Raw genomic sequence first — 13,842 nt, 5'->3', positions numbered from 1 at the left:
TCCCGTGTGATAGGCGAGTCAGCGGGCGAGCGCTCCGAGAACCTGATCGTGCAGGATGCCGTTGGTCGCGAGCGAACTCCGGCCCGCGATGGTGTCCGTTCCATCGATCGCGCTGAATCGGCCGCCGGCCTCCCGCACGAGGATGACGAAGGGCGCGATGTCGTACTCCTTGACGTCGAATTCCCCGACGATGTCGATAAGTCCCTCCGCGAGCAGACCATACGACCACATGTCCCCATATGCGCGGTCACGCCACACCGAGCGCGCAAGGCCGATGAGTCGGTCGAGGTACCCGGCTTCGTCCCACTGGGCGATGCTCTGAAAGCTCAGCGAGGCGTCTTCGAGTTTCTCCACACCTGACACCTGCAGGCGGCGGGCGTCGAGACCATCCTCCGCCAGCCACGCTCCAGCGCCTTCGGCTGCCCACCACCGTTTACGGAAGGCAGGGGCGCTCGCGACGCCGACGACCGGAACGCCGTCGACGGCGAGGCTGATCAGCGTCGCCCAGTTGGGTACACCACGGAGGAAGTTCGCCGTTCCATCGATGGGATCGAGAATCCACTGACGTTGGGTCGAGCCGCCTGTGCCATATTCCTCGCCGAGGATGCCGTCGTCCGGGCGCTCGGTCTGCAGGATCTCGCGGAGTGCCCGCTCGACCGCGAGGTCCGCGTCCGTGACGTGCGTGGCATCCGGCTTCGTCGAAATCTCGAGGTTTCCCGAACGGAATCGGGCCAGCGAGATCGCGTCAGCCGCATCGGCCAGTCGAAGGGCGAGAGCGAGGTCATCCGCCAGGGAGGAAAGGGGCGTCGTCATGCTTTCCACGATAGTGCCGAGGGTTCCGTGCGCTGGCCGGCCGGCCGGTGTCTCGATTCGCGATTCCTGCAAGACGCATGCTAAAGTTTTCCACGGTTCACCGCGCAATCGGTTGGCCAGGAAACGCACCTCTAGCTCAATCGGCAGAGCAACTGACTCTTAATCAGTGGGTTCCGAGTTCAAGTCTCGGGGGGTGCACCACATTCTCACGAAACTTCTAAACTCCCCGAGTGGCTCGGGGAGTTTTTTTGTGGCAGCGTTCCGCGTCAGCCCTGCCCATGTCGAGATGCGCAGGGGTGACTCGATGGACGTGTCATCCATATACTCGGCTCGTCGGACTCCAGGAGAGAGGCAGCCATGATCCGAGGCGTCGCGCAGCTTCGCACCGGTGTGTCTGTGCCCTACTATCGCGCCGGAGAGGCCGGTGGACTTCCCATCGTTCTCCTGCACGGCTGGGGAGAATCCGCGCGAGCCTTCGATCGCCTGTTGCCGGAGCTCCCTGCCGACCATCCCGTCTTTGCGTTCGATCAACGCGGCCACGGCGGTGCCGGGGAACCGGCTCGCGGATACGGACTCGATGACGCTGCGCTCGATGTGATCGCCTTCCTCGACGCCATGGCCATTCGCTCGGCGGTCTTGCTCGGTTCTTCAAGCGGCGGGTACGTCGCGCAACAAACGGCGGTTCTTCATCCCCATCGAGTGTCGGGGCTGATCCTGGTCGGCGCGCCGCTGAGCCTGCACGGCCGGGCTCCTTTCGCCGACGAGGTCGAGGCGCTTGCCGACCCGGTTTCCCCGGAATGGGCACAGCGGACGCTGGAGCTGTTCCCCGTCGTCAGTCCCGTTCCTTCCTGGTATCTTGCGGATCGCGAGAACGACGCGCGGGGGATGACAGCACGATCGTGGCAGCGGACGCTCACGGCGCTGACCAGTGCCCGACCGCCGACCGTTACGGGACAGATTCGATGCCCAACCCTCATTCTGCGAGGCGAGGGCGACGACCTCGTGCCAGCGCAGGATCACGAGGCCCTCGCGGCTGCGATCCCGGGCGCGCGTCTGGTGGTCTACAAGCGGACAGGGCACCTCGTGCTGTGGGAGCGCCCGGAGCAATGCGGTGCCGACATTTCTCAGTTCCTCAGGTCCGTGGCCTGAGTCGTAGAGTCGAGCCATGTTCTCCGACGATGTGAGTGGTCCTCGCGCCGGATCGACGCCCGAGGACGATGAACGCTGGCTCGTGATCAACGGTCGTCGGTGGCGGCGAACCGATCCATCACTCCTGCCCGACGTCGTCGAGCAGCTGAAGTCGCATCTCGGTCGGGGGCGATCCGGTGTCCGCAGGGCGAAGCAGGCCGGGGACGACCGAGCTGTGGCCGCAGCTCGAGAGCGTGTCGGCCTGGCCAAGAACGGGCTCGGCGAACGCGGAGCGTACTGGTGGGAGGAGAACGAACCCGACCGTCTCGCGCGAGCGCAGGATGCCTTGAGCGCTTTGGAGGCACTCGACGTGAACGAGGGGTAGTGCCGACGGCCCACGCGAAGATCGCGTCGTCGGCATTGCAGGAGATCGCACGATTATCAGGACGAAACGAGCGAAAGCATCCTGTAAACCGTGCAATCTCCTGTGCCGATTGCGTCAAGAGATGACGCTCGTTGCGTTCACGCGATGGCGGGGCTATAAAAGAGCACATCCGCGCAAGGCAACGGGATCCGTTGACGAAGTACACCGGGAGCTCGGCGACCGCCTGCGCTACGTCTGGCGTCACGCTCCGCTGACCCGCTTTCACCCCAACGCGCTCGCGGCAGCGGAAGCCTCCGAAGCTGCATCGCTGCACGGCAGGTTCTTCGAGTTCGAACGCAGCCTCTTCGCCGACCAGGAGAACCAGCTCCCGTCGCACATCATCCGTCGCGCCCAGGAACTCGGCCTCGACGTCGAGCAGTTCCAGTCGGACCTCCGGTCAGCGGCGGTCGCTGGCCGCGTACGCGACGACATGCTCGATGCCGAGGCGATGGACATCACCGCGGTTCCGACATTCTTCGTGAACGGCGTTCGGCACACCGGCCCGTACGACGCACAATCCCTGATTGCTGCTCTCGAGTCAACCGCCGGGCGTCATTCCGGGAGCTGAGGAGGCCCTGGCGTAGTGTCGGAGCATGACGCCGCCTACGACGACCCTGTTCCTGCTCGGCGGTGGAGGCGACCTCTCCGCGAGGCTTCTTCTCCCGGCGCTCGGCCAGCTCCTCACCAGCCAAAGTGAGAGACGCGTGCGGCTCGTGGGGGTCGGAGTGGAGGAACTGACGGATGCCGCCTGGCGCGCGATCGTGACGACCTCCTTCGCGACGGTGGAGGCGGCGGGTCCCGCCGTCGAGGCGCTGCTGACGAGCACGACGTTCCGTCGCGCCGATGTCACCGACACCGCAGCTCTCGCCGAGCTCCTAAGCGCGACGGAGGGGACGCCGGCGCTGTACTTCGCCCTTCCTCCCGCTGTCACTGTGCAAGCGTGCGCAGCATTGGAAGAGGTCGAACTGCCTGAAGGAACGGTTTTCGCGCTCGAGAAGCCATTCGGGACGGACAGCGGCAGTGCGGCAGCTCTCAACGCGCAGCTCGCTCGCTTGGTTCCGGAGAACCGCGTCCACCGCGTCGACCACTTCCTCGGTCGGTCGACCGTCTTCAATCTCCTGGGCTTCCGTTTCGCGAACCGGATCTTCGAACCTCTGTGGAATGCCGAACACATCGAACGCGTCGACATCGTCTACGACGAGCAGCTCGGTCTCGAAGGCAGGGCCGGGTACTACGACAGAGCCGGCGCGCTCGTCGACATGATCCAGAGCCACCTCCTGCAGGTGCTCGCGGTCTTCGCGATGGAGCCACCGGCGACACTCGACGCGGCGGACCTCCGCGATGCCAAGGGCCTCGTCCTTCGCGCCACCCGGCCATGGGCGGGCGACCCGGTCGCGTCGAGCTCCCGCGCTCGATACACCGCCGGCAGTGTCGACGATCGCGCCTACCCGTCGTACGTCGACGAAGAGGGTGTCCACCCGGACCGGCAAACCGAGACCCTCGCCGAAGTCACCCTCGAAGTGAACAACTGGCGCTGGGCAGGCGTTCCCTTCACGCTGCGCTCGGGTAAGGCGCTCGCCGCGCGCCGTCGCGAGATCGTGGTGCGGTTCAAGCCCGCGAACCACATCCCCATCGGCTTTGAGGGTAAGACCGGCCCGACTGTTCTGCGCCTCTTCCTCGCCCCGGACAAGATGTCGCTGTCAATCAACATCAACGGTCCGGCGGATCCGCATGACCTCGAGCGCACGACTTTTGAGGCGGATTTCGGTCCCGGCCAGTTCAGCGCGTACGGCGAAGTGCTCGAGGGAATTCTCGACGACGACCCGGCCCTGTCCGTCCGCGGCGACACCGCTGAGCAGAGCTGGCGGATCGTCGAACCGATCCTCGCCGCCTGGCGCGCGAACGATGTCGCTCTCGACGAGTACGCCGCGGGTTCTCCCGGACCGGACGGCTGGGAGCCGATCGGAGTTCTGCCCCAGGAACGCGAGGGCTGATTCGGTCAGGAAACCCGCGTTCCGTTCCAGCGCCTCTTCGAGGCTGAGCGGGACGGCGTCACCATCTCCTGGTCGACGTGGGAGGGATCGTGACGCTGAGGATCAGCCCAGACGGCAACGGTGTTCAGCTCGAACATGATGTGTTCGGCTGTGGCGGCCGTCGCGGAGGAATCCGCAGCGGGTGCGACCCATGATTCCGGGGCGACGTCGACAGCGGTTCCTGAAGCGGTCGCGGCGACAGCCTGCACGGTGATGGTCGGAGCGACATCCGGTGCCGTCTCAGCGGTGTCGCGTGCGGCTACCGGCGCCCCGACGATCGCTGACGTGATCTGGCGTGCCAGCGAGAAGGCAGCCATCTCGTGGAAGAACGTGTCGGTGTCTGTGTTGCTCCGGCGCACGAGAGTCCAGTCACCTGTCGAGCCCATGTGGGCATCAAGTCTGGCGCGAACCTTTTCGAAGAGCTGCTCCTCGGAGAGCTCGATTCCTGGCGCCGGTACCGGTGCCGGTGGGGCAACGATGACCGGTGCGCGGTGACGGCGGCGACCAAACATGTCCGGAGCTCCCTGCTACTGGTGACGTTGCTCCAGTGTGGCGCACTGGCCCCGAGACGGGGGCGTTGACACGCCGACAGGCGCACGATGGCGCGGCAAACGGGTGATTTCTCAGCGGGGAAGTTTCTTCTTTTGCTCGGCCTGTTCGGAAGCCTGTGCGACGGCGTTTGCGACCGTGACAAGCCAGCCGATCCAGAGCAACGCGAGTCGCCAGTCGCGGGGTGCGGCCTTGCTGGTCCGAATGAGTGTGAACGCACCGGCGATGGCACTGATAACGGTGAAGTTCAGAACGTACTTGCGCATGTGGTGCACCTTTCGAGAGATCGACGCTATCGGCACAGGGCGTCCGAGTTGCTGCGGGCTCCTGCTTACCACAATCGCCTGACCCCGGTAAGGCGCGGGAGCTGGCTGATAGCCTGTGAGGCGCCGATCAACCGTGGCCGAGGGAGCTCAACCGTGACGACACCCAGCGCTGGCGAGACGTACGATTTCGTCGTCGTCGCCAACCGCCTTCCCGTTGACAGTGTCACCCAGCCCGACGGATCGACCGGCTGGCGGATGTCACCGGGCGGCCTCGTCGCCGCCCTCGAACCGCTCATGAAAGCATCCGACGGAGCATGGATCGGCTGGCCGGGGGCTCCAGACGTCGAGGTTGAGCCGTTCGAGCACGAGGGCATCCGCATGGTGCCGATCGCGCTGAACGAACAAGAGATCGAGTTCTACTACGAGGGCTTCTCGAACGACACCCTGTGGCCGCTGTACCACGACGTCATCGCGCAGCCGACCTATCACCGCGAATGGTGGGAGACCTACGTCGACGTCAACCGACGTTTTGCCGACGCCGCTGCCCGGGTATCGGACCACGGAGCAACGGTCTGGGTTCATGACTACCAACTGCAGCTCGTGCCGGGGATGCTCCGGGAATCCCGCCCCGACCTCACCATCGGGTTCTTCAACCACATTCCATTCCCCGCATACGGCATCTTCTCCCAGCTGCCGTGGCGGCAGCAGATCATCTCCGGGCTGCTCGGCGCAGACGTCATCGGATTCCAGAGGGTCGCCGACGCCGGCAACTTCACGCGCGCAGTACGCCGTCTGTTCGGGTACGAGACGAAGGGGTCCCGCGTCTGGGTTCCCGTTGGCGACTCATCCGATGCGACGACCGGCGACCGGTCGCACGTGCGAGGCGCACCCGTCCGCCGCGTGATCGCCAGAGCATTCCCGATTTCGATCGATGCGACAAGCTACGTCGAACTCGCGAAGGACCCGTCGGTCCAGGCTCGGGCGAAACAGATCCGCGAAGAACTGGGCAACCCGAAAACGATCATGCTCGGGGTCGACCGGCTCGACTATACCAAGGGAATCGGACACCGGCTCAAGGCTTTCGGCGAACTCCTCGCTGAGGACAAAGTCAGCGTCGAGGACGTGACGCTCGTCCAGGTCGCGAGCCCCAGCCGCGAACGTGTCGCCAGCTACATGCAGCTCCGCGACGAGATCGAGCTGACGGTCGGACGGATCAACGGTGATTACGGGTCGATCGGCCACACCGCCATCAGCTATCTCCATCAGGGCTACCCGCGCGAAGAGATGGTCGCGCTGTACCTTGCAGCGGACGTCATGCTGGTCACCGCACTCCGCGACGGGATGAACCTTGTCGCCAAGGAATACGTCGCCACCCGGGCTGATCTCGGGGGTGTCCTCATCCTCAGCGAATTCGCGGGGGCATCCGACGATCTGCGTCAGGCGCTCCTCATCAATCCGCACGACATCGAGGGTGTGAAGGATGCGATCATGCAGGCGATCGGGATGCCCGAGTCCGAGAAGCGCCGTCGGATGCGAGCACTCCGCAAGCGCGTTCTCGAGAACGACGTCGTGAAATGGTCTCGCGTCTTCCTCGAGGAACTCGCGGGCGCGACGACGGCGCACCCGGTGTCGCACGAGCACCCGGACGGCCGCAAGTGAGCGCGCTCGACCCCGGCCTCGACACAGCACTCGCGCGGCTCGCCGAAACGGAGCACCTGCTCGTCGCCCTGGATTTCGACGGCACGCTGGCTCCGTTCGTCGACCGCCCCGAAGACGCCCGCGCGCTACCCGAGGCTCGTCTCGCCGTCGATCGGCTGCTCGAGGTGTCGCACACCACTGTCGCGTACGTCTCCGGGCGCGCCGTCGACAGCCTTCAACTCGCGACCGACGCCCAGCAGGGCGTGCTGCTCGTGGGTTCGCACGGCGCCGAATACCGGTTCGACGGTGTCGACGCCCACCCGCCGCTGGACGCCGAGGACAGCGAACGGGTGACCGCTCTCGCCCGCGCATTCGCCGGATTTCCCGACGAACACCCGGGTGCCAAGATCGAACGTAAACCCGCCGGTTTCGCCGTCCACACGCGCGGCCTCGACGCCGACGCCGTCTTCCGCGCCGAGAACGACGCGCGCCGGATCATTGCAGATGTCGCCCCGGATGCCACGGTGCGCGACGGCAAGAACGTCCTCGAGTTCTCGGTTCTCAGCGCGACCAAAGGTGACGGGATCGACCACCTGCGGGACTACACCGGTGCGACGGCTGTGCTCTATGCCGGTGATGACGTAACGGACGAGGACGCATTCGCCGTGCTCGGCGAGGGCGACCTTCCGCTGAAGAGCGGTGAGGGCCCGACGATGGCGCCGTACCGGGTCAGCGGTCCGGAAGAGGTGGCCCGGGTCCTCGATCGGCTCGCGACCCTGCGCGCGGCGACCGGTCGATGAAATCCGGAGCATGCTCGAGGTTCTAGACTCGGTACATGTCAGAGATCGACCTGAAACCTCGCAGTAGAGCAGTCACAGACGGAATCGAAGCCACGACCTCGCGCGGGATGCTGCGCGCTGTCGGCATGGGCGACGAAGACTGGGACAAGCCCCAGATCGGTATCGCATCGAGCTGGAACGAGATCACCCCGTGCAACCTGTCGCTCGACCGGCTCGCGCAGGGCGCCAAGGAAGGCGTTCACTCCGGCGGGGGTTACCCGCTCCAGTTCGGAACGATCTCCGTCTCTGACGGGATTTCGATGGGTCACGAGGGGATGCACTTCTCGCTCGTCTCCCGCGAGGTCATCGCCGACTCGGTCGAGACCGTTGTCATGGCGGAGCGCCTCGACGGCACTGTTCTCCTCGCCGGTTGCGACAAGTCGCTGCCGGGCATGCTCATGGCGGCCGCCAGGCTCGATCTCGCGAGCGTGTTCCTCTATGCCGGATCGATCGCCCCCGGCTGGGTCAAGCTCAGCGACGGCACCGAGAAGGACGTCACGATCATCGACTCGTTCGAGGCCGTCGGCGCTTGCAAGGCCGGCACCATGAGCGAAGAAGACCTCAAGCGCATCGAGTGCGCAATTGCACCCGGTGAGGGCGCTTGTGGCGGTATGTACACTGCCAACACCATGGCATCCGTCGCCGAAGCACTCGGAATGAGCCTTCCCGGTTCAGCAGCGCCACCGTCGGCTGACCGCCGCCGCGACTACTTCGCGCACCGCTCGGGTGAGGCCGTCGTCAACATGCTGCGCCTCGGAATCACCGCCCGCGACATCCTCACGAAAAAGGCGTTCGAGAACGCCATCGCGGTCGCCATGGCGTTCGGTGGATCGACCAACGTCGTTCTCCACCTGCTCGCCATCGCACGTGAAGCCGAAGTCGACCTGACCCTCGAAGACTTCAACCGGATCGGTGACAAGGTCCCGCACATCGGTGACCTCAAGCCCTTCGGTAAGTACGTGATGAACGACGTCGACCGTCACGGTGGCGTCCCCGTCGTCATGAAGGCGCTCCTCGACGCCGGCCTGATCCACGGAGATTGCCTGACCGTGACGGGAAAGACCGTCGCCGAGAACCTGGCAGACCTCAACCCGATGCCGCTCGACGGTGAGGTCATCCGCACCCTCGACAACCCCATCCACGCGACCGGTGGCATCACCGTGCTCCACGGAACGTTCGCCCCCGAGGGTGCCGTCGTCAAGACCGCCGGTTTCGACGCGGACATCTTCGAAGGCCCCGCTCGCGTCTTCGAACGCGAACGCGCCGCGATGGATGCCCTCACCGAGGGAGCCATCTCAGCCGGCGACGTCATCGTCATCCGCTACGAGGGCCCGAAGGGTGGCCCAGGCATGCGTGAGATGCTCGCCATCACCGCCGCCATCAAGGGCGCTGGGCTTGGAAAAGATGTACTACTATTGACGGACGGTCGATTCTCAGGCGGCACAACCGGCCTCTGCATCGGCCACATAGCACCCGAAGCCGTGGACGCAGGTCCCATCGCCTTCGTGCGCGATGGTGATCTGATACGGGTCGATATCGCAGCTCGGTCGCTCGACCTACTTGTCGACGAAGAAGAGTTGGCCGCCCGCCGTCAAGGCTGGGCACCGCTTCCCCCGCGCTACACCCGTGGAGTTCTCGCAAAATACGCCAAGCTCGTGCACTCCGCCGCGGAGGGCGCGATCACGGGGTAGTTCTGCGCCCAACATTCAGATCCAACCATCGATTAGGGAATCCATACGATGCCTGCGGAACCACGCACCGCCATATCGCCCGCCGATCTCAAGGCCGCCCAGCCAGGCCCGGACACCATCTCCGGAGCCGAAGCAGTCGTCCGAACGCTGGAGCTTCTCGGTATCACCGACGTCTTCGGTCTGCCCGGCGGCGCGATCCTGCCCGTCTACGACCCTCTGATGGATACCTCCAAGATCCGCCATATCCTCGTTCGCCATGAACAGGGTGCCGGCCACGCGGCCGAGGGCTACGCGGCATCCACCGGAAAAGTTGGCGTCGCCATCGCGACCTCAGGCCCGGGCGCGACGAACCTCGTGACCGCGATCATGGACGCGCACATGGACTCTGTCCCGCTCCTCGCCATCACCGGACAGGTGTTCTCGAACCTCATGGGCACGGACGCCTTCCAGGAGGCGGACATCGTAGGAATTACGATGCCGATCACGAAGCACTCCTTCCTCGTGACGGATGCCGACGACATCCCGTCGACAATCGCCGCCGCGTACCACATCGCCTCGACCGGGCGACCGGGCCCGGTGCTCGTGGACATCACGAAAGACGCCCAGCAGCAGGAAGCGCCGTTCATCTGGCCTCCGAAGATCGACCTGCCGGGATACCGCCCGGTCACCAAAGCGCACGGCAAGCAGATCCAGGCCGCAGCGCAGTTGCTCGTCGACGCGAAAAAGCCCGTTCTCTACGTCGGTGGCGGCGTCATCCGTGCCCACGCCTCCGACGAGCTGCTCAAGCTCGCCGAACTCATCGGAGCGCCGGTCGTGACGACGCTCATGGCGCGCGGGGCATTCCCCGACTCGCACGAGCAGCACCTCGGAATGCCCGGAATGCACGGAACGGTCCCCGCGGTGCTCGCGCTGCAGGAGTCCGATCTCATCGTGTCCCTCGGCGCCCGGTTCGACGACCGGGTGACGGGCAAGACCGCTCTGTTCGCTCCGAACGCCAAGATCGTGCATGTCGACGTCGACCCCGCGGAGATCTCGAAGATCCGCACGGCAGACGTCCCCATCGTCGGCGATGCCAAGGACGTCATCGCCGACCTCACCGTCGCGCTGGGTTCAGCCCTCGCCACGACGACGCCGGACACCGAAGCCTGGTGGACGTACCTTAACGGGCTCCGCGAGGAGTTCCCGTTGGGTTACACCGAGCCGACGGACGGTCTTCTCGCCCCGCAGTTCGTCATCCAGCGCATCGGAGAGCTGACCGGGCCGGAGGGCGTTTACGCCTCGGGCGTCGGCCAGCACCAGATGTGGGCGGCGCAGTTCATCAAGTACGAGCGCCCGAATTCCTGGCTCAACTCCGGGGGAGCGGGAACCATGGGTTACGCCGTTCCTGCGGCGATGGGTGCGAAGGTCGCAGAACCGGACCGCGTGGTCTGGGCGATCGACGGCGACGGTTGCTTCCAGATGACGAATCAGGAACTGGCGACGTGTGCGATCAACAAGATCCCGATCAAGGTCGCGGTGATCAACAACTCGTCGCTCGGCATGGTCCGTCAGTGGCAGACGCTGTTCTACGACGGCCGGTACTCGAACACCGACCTCAACACCGGGCACGATACCGTCCGGATCCCGGACTTCCTCAAGCTCGCTGAAGCCTACGGATGCCTCGGCATCCGAGTGACGACGGCCGACGAGGTCGACGCGGCCATTCAGCTGGCCCTCGAGACCAATGACCGCCCGGTGGTCATCGACTTCGTCGTGAGCGCCGACGCGATGGTGTGGCCGATGGTGCCGCAGGGGGTCAGCAACAGTTACGTCCAGTACGCGCGGGACCACAGCCCGTCGTTCGATGAGGAGGCCTGAGAATGAGCAGACATGTCCTGAGCCTGCTTGTCGAGAACAAGCCCGGTCTTCTGACGCGTGTCGCCGGACTGTTCGCGCGCCGCGGCTTCAACATCGAATCCCTCGCCGTCGGCACGAGCGAAGTACCCGGCCTCAGCCGGATCACCGTCGTCGTGACCGTGGAGGGTCTTCCACTCGAGCAGATCACGAAGCAGCTGAACAAGCTCGTCAACGTGATCAAGATCGTCGAGCTCGATCTCGATCAGTCCGTTCAGCGTGAGCATCTGCTCATCAAGGTGCGCGTCGACAACACCACCCGCTCGCAGGTGCTGGAGGCCGTGAACCTGTTCCGGGCCCGGGTCGTCGACGTGGCAACGGATGCCGTCGTGATCGAGGTCACGGGGGATTCAGGAAAGACCAACGCGCTTCTCAAGGTGCTCGAGCCGTACGGCATCAAGGAGATGGCCCAGTCCGGCCTCCTTGCCATCGGCCGCGGCTCCAAGTCCATCAGCGAACGCGTTTTCAAGAACTAGCAGGCGCCGGCTTTTCACCGGGGCCGCCCACCAACCTCAACAACAAGGAGAAACAAACATTGTCTGAGATTTTCTACGACGCAGATGCCGACATCTCGATCATCCAGGGAAAGAAAGTGGCCGTCGTCGGCTACGGCTCGCAGGGTCACGCCCACGCGCTGAACCTCCGTGACTCCGGCGTCGAGGTCGTCATCGGCCTCAAGGAGGGCTCGAACTCGATCGCCAAGGCCGAGGAACAGGGCTTCACGGTCAAGACCGTCGCTGAGGCAGCAGCATGGGCTGACGTCATCGTCATCCTCGCGCCCGACCAGTTCCAGCGCACGATCTACGCGGAGTCCATCAAGGACCAGCTCTCCGAGGGCAAGGCTCTCGTCTTCGGTCACGGCTTCAACATCCGCTTCGGTTACATCGAGGCGCCGGAGGGCGTCGATGTTCTCATGGTTGCTCCGAAGGGACCTGGTCACACTGTTCGCCGCGAATATGAGGCCGGTCGCGGAGTGCCCGTCATCGTCGCGGTCGAGAAGGATGCCACCGGTAACGCCTGGCCGCTGACGCTCAGCTACGCCAAGGCCATCGGCGGTCTCCGCGCAGGCGGAATCAAGACCACGTTCACCGAAGAGACCGAGACCGACCTGTTCGGCGAGCAGGCCGTTCTCTGCGGTGGCGCCTCGCAGCTGGTTCAGTATGGCTTCGAGGTTCTCACCGAGGCCGGCTACCAGCCGCAGGTTGCCTACTTCGAGGTTCTCCACGAGCTCAAGCTCATCGTCGACCTCATGTGGGAGGGTGGCATCGCCAAGCAGCGCTGGAGTGTTTCCGACACCGCTGAGTACGGCGACTACGTCTCCGGCCCTCGCGTCATCGACCCGTCGGTCAAGGAGAACATGAAGGCTGTTCTCGCCGACATCCAGTCCGGTGCTTTCGCGAAGCGGTTCATCGACGACCAGGACGCCGGAGCACCCGAGTTCCTCGAACTCCGCGCCAAGGGCGAGGCTCACCCGATCGAGGAGACCGGTCGCGAACTGCGCAAGCTCTTCGCCTGGAACGCTTCGAACGACGACGACTACACCGACGGTTCGGTCGCCCGCTAGTCTCCAGCACCATCACGAACGGCTCCCGCCTGAGGCGGGAGCCGTTCGTCGTTTGTTCGCGGTGCGATCGCAGTTGCGCGCCCAAGATCGCCCGCGGGCGGGTTCTTGAGTGCGCAACTGCGATCTCGACCATCGCATCGCGGGTACGCTGACAGGCATGAGTTCGGATTCCCCAGACGATGACGCACTGACTTGGGCGGGCGACACCGAACCGGGCGCGCAGGTGTCGCGTCCGGCCGGGTCTGCACCGTCATCGGAGAGCACCGTCTCCAGCGGATGGAGAGTCGTCGGGAAGCCGGGACGTGTTGCGACGGCACCCCAGGACCAGCGCTCGGGACAGATGAGTTCCGTCGCTCTCGTGACCCACGGCATCCTCGCCGGTGTCTACCTCCTGTACACGATCGGCTGGCTCATCGCGGCGCAGAGAGCAACCGGAGCGCCCGCCGACATCGTCGGTTCGCTCATGTTCACGGTCGGCCTCTGGCTCGCCGTGCTCGCGCCCGCCCTGTGGACGGCGGCCACTCTCTGGTTGACGCGTGGAGCACCATCCCTCCGCGGTCGGATGATCGCGCTCGTCATGGGAGCGCTCGTTCTCGCGCCGTGGCCGTTCATCGTGGGAGCCAGCTGATGACCGCCGAAACTCCCGTGGAGCCGCGCACGCAGACCCCCGCATGGCTGGGTGTCACTCTCGCCGTGTTCTTCGGCCTCTTCTTCGCGTTCGACGTCTGGGAAGCCGTCGGCAACCTGGTCGGGGTGAGCGTCGTGGCATCCGGTCTCGGAACCACGATCAACGCCGTCGGCTGGGTGGTGCTGATTCTCGGGATCCTCCTCCCTCTCGGCGTCTTCGGCCTCTCCTATTGGATCGGAAGACGTCGCAGTCCACTCGCCCAGGTTCTGCTGTACCTGGCCGGACTCGGGGCGGTCGCGGCAATCTCCCTGAGCCTCCTCGCCGTCTTCGGGCTGGGCACCGTCCTGACGTAACACGCCACCGGCGTCCACTAAAG

Annotated in this window: 15 protein-coding genes and 1 tRNA gene; 13 read left to right on the top strand and 3 right to left on the bottom strand. The window is 65.1% G+C overall.

Going from position 1 to position 13,842, the window contains the following annotated elements:
* Positions 1 to 18: 18 nt before the first annotated feature.
* Positions 19 to 813 carry an inositol monophosphatase family protein gene (locus D9V29_RS09550; protein WP_121673191.1) on the bottom strand — a complete coding sequence of 265 codons (795 nt, stop codon included), beginning with the start codon at positions 811 to 813 and terminating at the stop codon, positions 19 to 21.
* A gap of 125 nt (positions 814 to 938) precedes the next feature.
* Here D9V29_RS09550 and D9V29_RS09545 point away from each other — a divergent pair.
* From D9V29_RS09545 to D9V29_RS09525, 5 genes are all read left to right on the top strand, one after another.
* A tRNA-Lys gene (locus D9V29_RS09545) sits at positions 939 to 1,014 on the top strand.
* 156 nt (positions 1,015 to 1,170) lie between these two features.
* On the top strand, positions 1,171 to 1,962 hold the full coding sequence (locus D9V29_RS09540) for an alpha/beta fold hydrolase (RefSeq protein WP_121673098.1): 792 nt from the start codon (positions 1,171 to 1,173) through the stop codon (positions 1,960 to 1,962).
* A gap of 16 nt (positions 1,963 to 1,978) precedes the next feature.
* Positions 1,979 to 2,326 carry a biopolymer transporter Tol gene (locus D9V29_RS09535; RefSeq protein ID WP_121673097.1) on the top strand — a complete coding sequence of 116 codons (348 nt, stop codon included), beginning with the start codon at positions 1,979 to 1,981 and terminating at the stop codon, positions 2,324 to 2,326.
* A gap of 121 nt (positions 2,327 to 2,447) precedes the next feature.
* Positions 2,448 to 2,933: a DsbA family protein gene (locus tag D9V29_RS09530; RefSeq protein ID WP_229790510.1), complete on the top strand. Its 486-nt coding sequence runs from the start codon at positions 2,448 to 2,450 to the stop codon at positions 2,931 to 2,933.
* A gap of 25 nt (positions 2,934 to 2,958) precedes the next feature.
* A complete protein-coding gene (locus D9V29_RS09525; protein WP_121673096.1) occupies positions 2,959 to 4,359 on the top strand; it encodes a glucose-6-phosphate dehydrogenase in 1,401 nt (466 codons plus the stop codon).
* A gap of 5 nt (positions 4,360 to 4,364) precedes the next feature.
* On the opposite strand, the gene D9V29_RS09520 is transcribed toward D9V29_RS09525, so the two are convergent.
* Both D9V29_RS09520 and D9V29_RS09515 read right to left on the bottom strand, forming a co-directional pair.
* Positions 4,365 to 4,910, bottom strand: coding sequence for a hypothetical protein (locus D9V29_RS09520; RefSeq protein WP_121673095.1), 546 nt, complete (start codon positions 4,908 to 4,910; stop codon positions 4,365 to 4,367).
* A 111-nt stretch (positions 4,911 to 5,021) separates the two neighbouring features.
* A complete protein-coding gene (locus D9V29_RS09515) occupies positions 5,022 to 5,213 on the bottom strand; it encodes a hypothetical protein (protein ID WP_121673094.1) in 192 nt (63 codons plus the stop codon).
* 153 nt (positions 5,214 to 5,366) lie between these two features.
* On the opposite strand from D9V29_RS09515, the gene otsA reads away from it, so the two are divergent.
* From otsA to D9V29_RS09475, 8 genes are all read left to right on the top strand, one after another.
* The gene (gene otsA, locus D9V29_RS09510) at positions 5,367 to 6,872 is read left to right on the top strand and encodes an alpha,alpha-trehalose-phosphate synthase (UDP-forming) (protein WP_121673093.1); all 1,506 of its coding nucleotides are present in this window, start codon (positions 5,367 to 5,369) and stop codon (positions 6,870 to 6,872) included.
* Positions 6,869 to 7,651, top strand: a complete 783-nt coding sequence (gene otsB / locus D9V29_RS09505; protein WP_229790511.1) for a trehalose-phosphatase — start codon at positions 6,869 to 6,871, stop codon at positions 7,649 to 7,651. The genes otsA and otsB overlap by 4 nt, the downstream gene beginning before the upstream one ends.
* A 35-nt stretch (positions 7,652 to 7,686) precedes the next feature.
* The gene (gene ilvD / locus D9V29_RS09500; RefSeq protein WP_121673091.1) at positions 7,687 to 9,381 is read left to right on the top strand and encodes a dihydroxy-acid dehydratase; all 1,695 of its coding nucleotides are present in this window, start codon (positions 7,687 to 7,689) and stop codon (positions 9,379 to 9,381) included.
* Positions 9,382 to 9,429: 48 nt separating this feature from the next.
* The gene (locus tag D9V29_RS09495) at positions 9,430 to 11,238 is read left to right on the top strand and encodes an acetolactate synthase large subunit (RefSeq protein ID WP_121673090.1); all 1,809 of its coding nucleotides are present in this window, start codon (positions 9,430 to 9,432) and stop codon (positions 11,236 to 11,238) included.
* Positions 11,239 to 11,240: 2 nt separating this feature from the next.
* Positions 11,241 to 11,750: an acetolactate synthase small subunit gene (ilvN, locus tag D9V29_RS09490; RefSeq protein WP_121673089.1), complete on the top strand. Its 510-nt coding sequence runs from the start codon at positions 11,241 to 11,243 to the stop codon at positions 11,748 to 11,750.
* Positions 11,751 to 11,809: 59 nt separating this feature from the next.
* On the top strand, positions 11,810 to 12,838 hold the full coding sequence (gene ilvC, locus D9V29_RS09485) for a ketol-acid reductoisomerase (RefSeq protein ID WP_121673088.1): 1,029 nt from the start codon (positions 11,810 to 11,812) through the stop codon (positions 12,836 to 12,838).
* Positions 12,839 to 12,995: 157 nt separating this feature from the next.
* Entirely contained in the window at positions 12,996 to 13,466 is a 471-nt protein-coding gene (locus D9V29_RS09480) for a hypothetical protein (protein ID WP_147436251.1), read from the top strand.
* A complete protein-coding gene (locus D9V29_RS09475) occupies positions 13,466 to 13,819 on the top strand; it encodes a bacitracin resistance protein (protein ID WP_121673086.1) in 354 nt (117 codons plus the stop codon). Before D9V29_RS09480 ends, D9V29_RS09475 begins: the two co-directional genes overlap by 1 nt.
* The last annotated feature ends 23 nt before the right edge of the window (positions 13,820 to 13,842 follow it).

This window comes from Mycetocola manganoxydans (assembly GCF_003667545.1).
Classification (GTDB): domain Bacteria; phylum Actinomycetota; class Actinomycetes; order Actinomycetales; family Microbacteriaceae; genus Mycetocola_A; species Mycetocola_A manganoxydans.
Note: the sequence above shows the minus strand (reverse complement) of the source record. Positions and strands in the feature narration are given on the sequence as shown.

Bases quoted from the DNA above. Each gene is read 5' to 3' on its own strand.
- D9V29_RS09550 (WP_121673191.1), bottom strand. From the start codon at position 813: ATGACGACGCCCCTTTCCTCCCTGGCGGATGACCTCGCTCTCGCCCTT.
- D9V29_RS09540 (WP_121673098.1), top strand. From the start codon at position 1,171: ATGATCCGAGGCGTCGCGCAGCTTCGCACCGGTGTGTCTGTGCCCTAC.
- D9V29_RS09535 (WP_121673097.1), top strand. From the start codon at position 1,979: ATGTTCTCCGACGATGTGAGTGGTCCTCGCGCCGGATCGACGCCCGAG.
- D9V29_RS09530 (WP_229790510.1), top strand. From the start codon at position 2,448: ATGACGCTCGTTGCGTTCACGCGATGGCGGGGCTATAAAAGAGCACAT.
- D9V29_RS09525 (WP_121673096.1), top strand. From the start codon at position 2,959: ATGACGCCGCCTACGACGACCCTGTTCCTGCTCGGCGGTGGAGGCGAC.
- D9V29_RS09520 (WP_121673095.1), bottom strand. From the start codon at position 4,910: ATGTTTGGTCGCCGCCGTCACCGCGCACCGGTCATCGTTGCCCCACCG.
- D9V29_RS09515 (WP_121673094.1), bottom strand. From the start codon at position 5,213: ATGCGCAAGTACGTTCTGAACTTCACCGTTATCAGTGCCATCGCCGGT.
- ilvD (WP_121673091.1), top strand. From the start codon at position 7,687: ATGTCAGAGATCGACCTGAAACCTCGCAGTAGAGCAGTCACAGACGGA.
- D9V29_RS09495 (WP_121673090.1), top strand. From the start codon at position 9,430: ATGCCTGCGGAACCACGCACCGCCATATCGCCCGCCGATCTCAAGGCC.
- ilvN (WP_121673089.1), top strand. From the start codon at position 11,241: ATGAGCAGACATGTCCTGAGCCTGCTTGTCGAGAACAAGCCCGGTCTT.
- D9V29_RS09480 (WP_147436251.1), top strand. From the start codon at position 12,996: ATGAGTTCGGATTCCCCAGACGATGACGCACTGACTTGGGCGGGCGAC.
- D9V29_RS09475 (WP_121673086.1), top strand. From the start codon at position 13,466: ATGACCGCCGAAACTCCCGTGGAGCCGCGCACGCAGACCCCCGCATGG.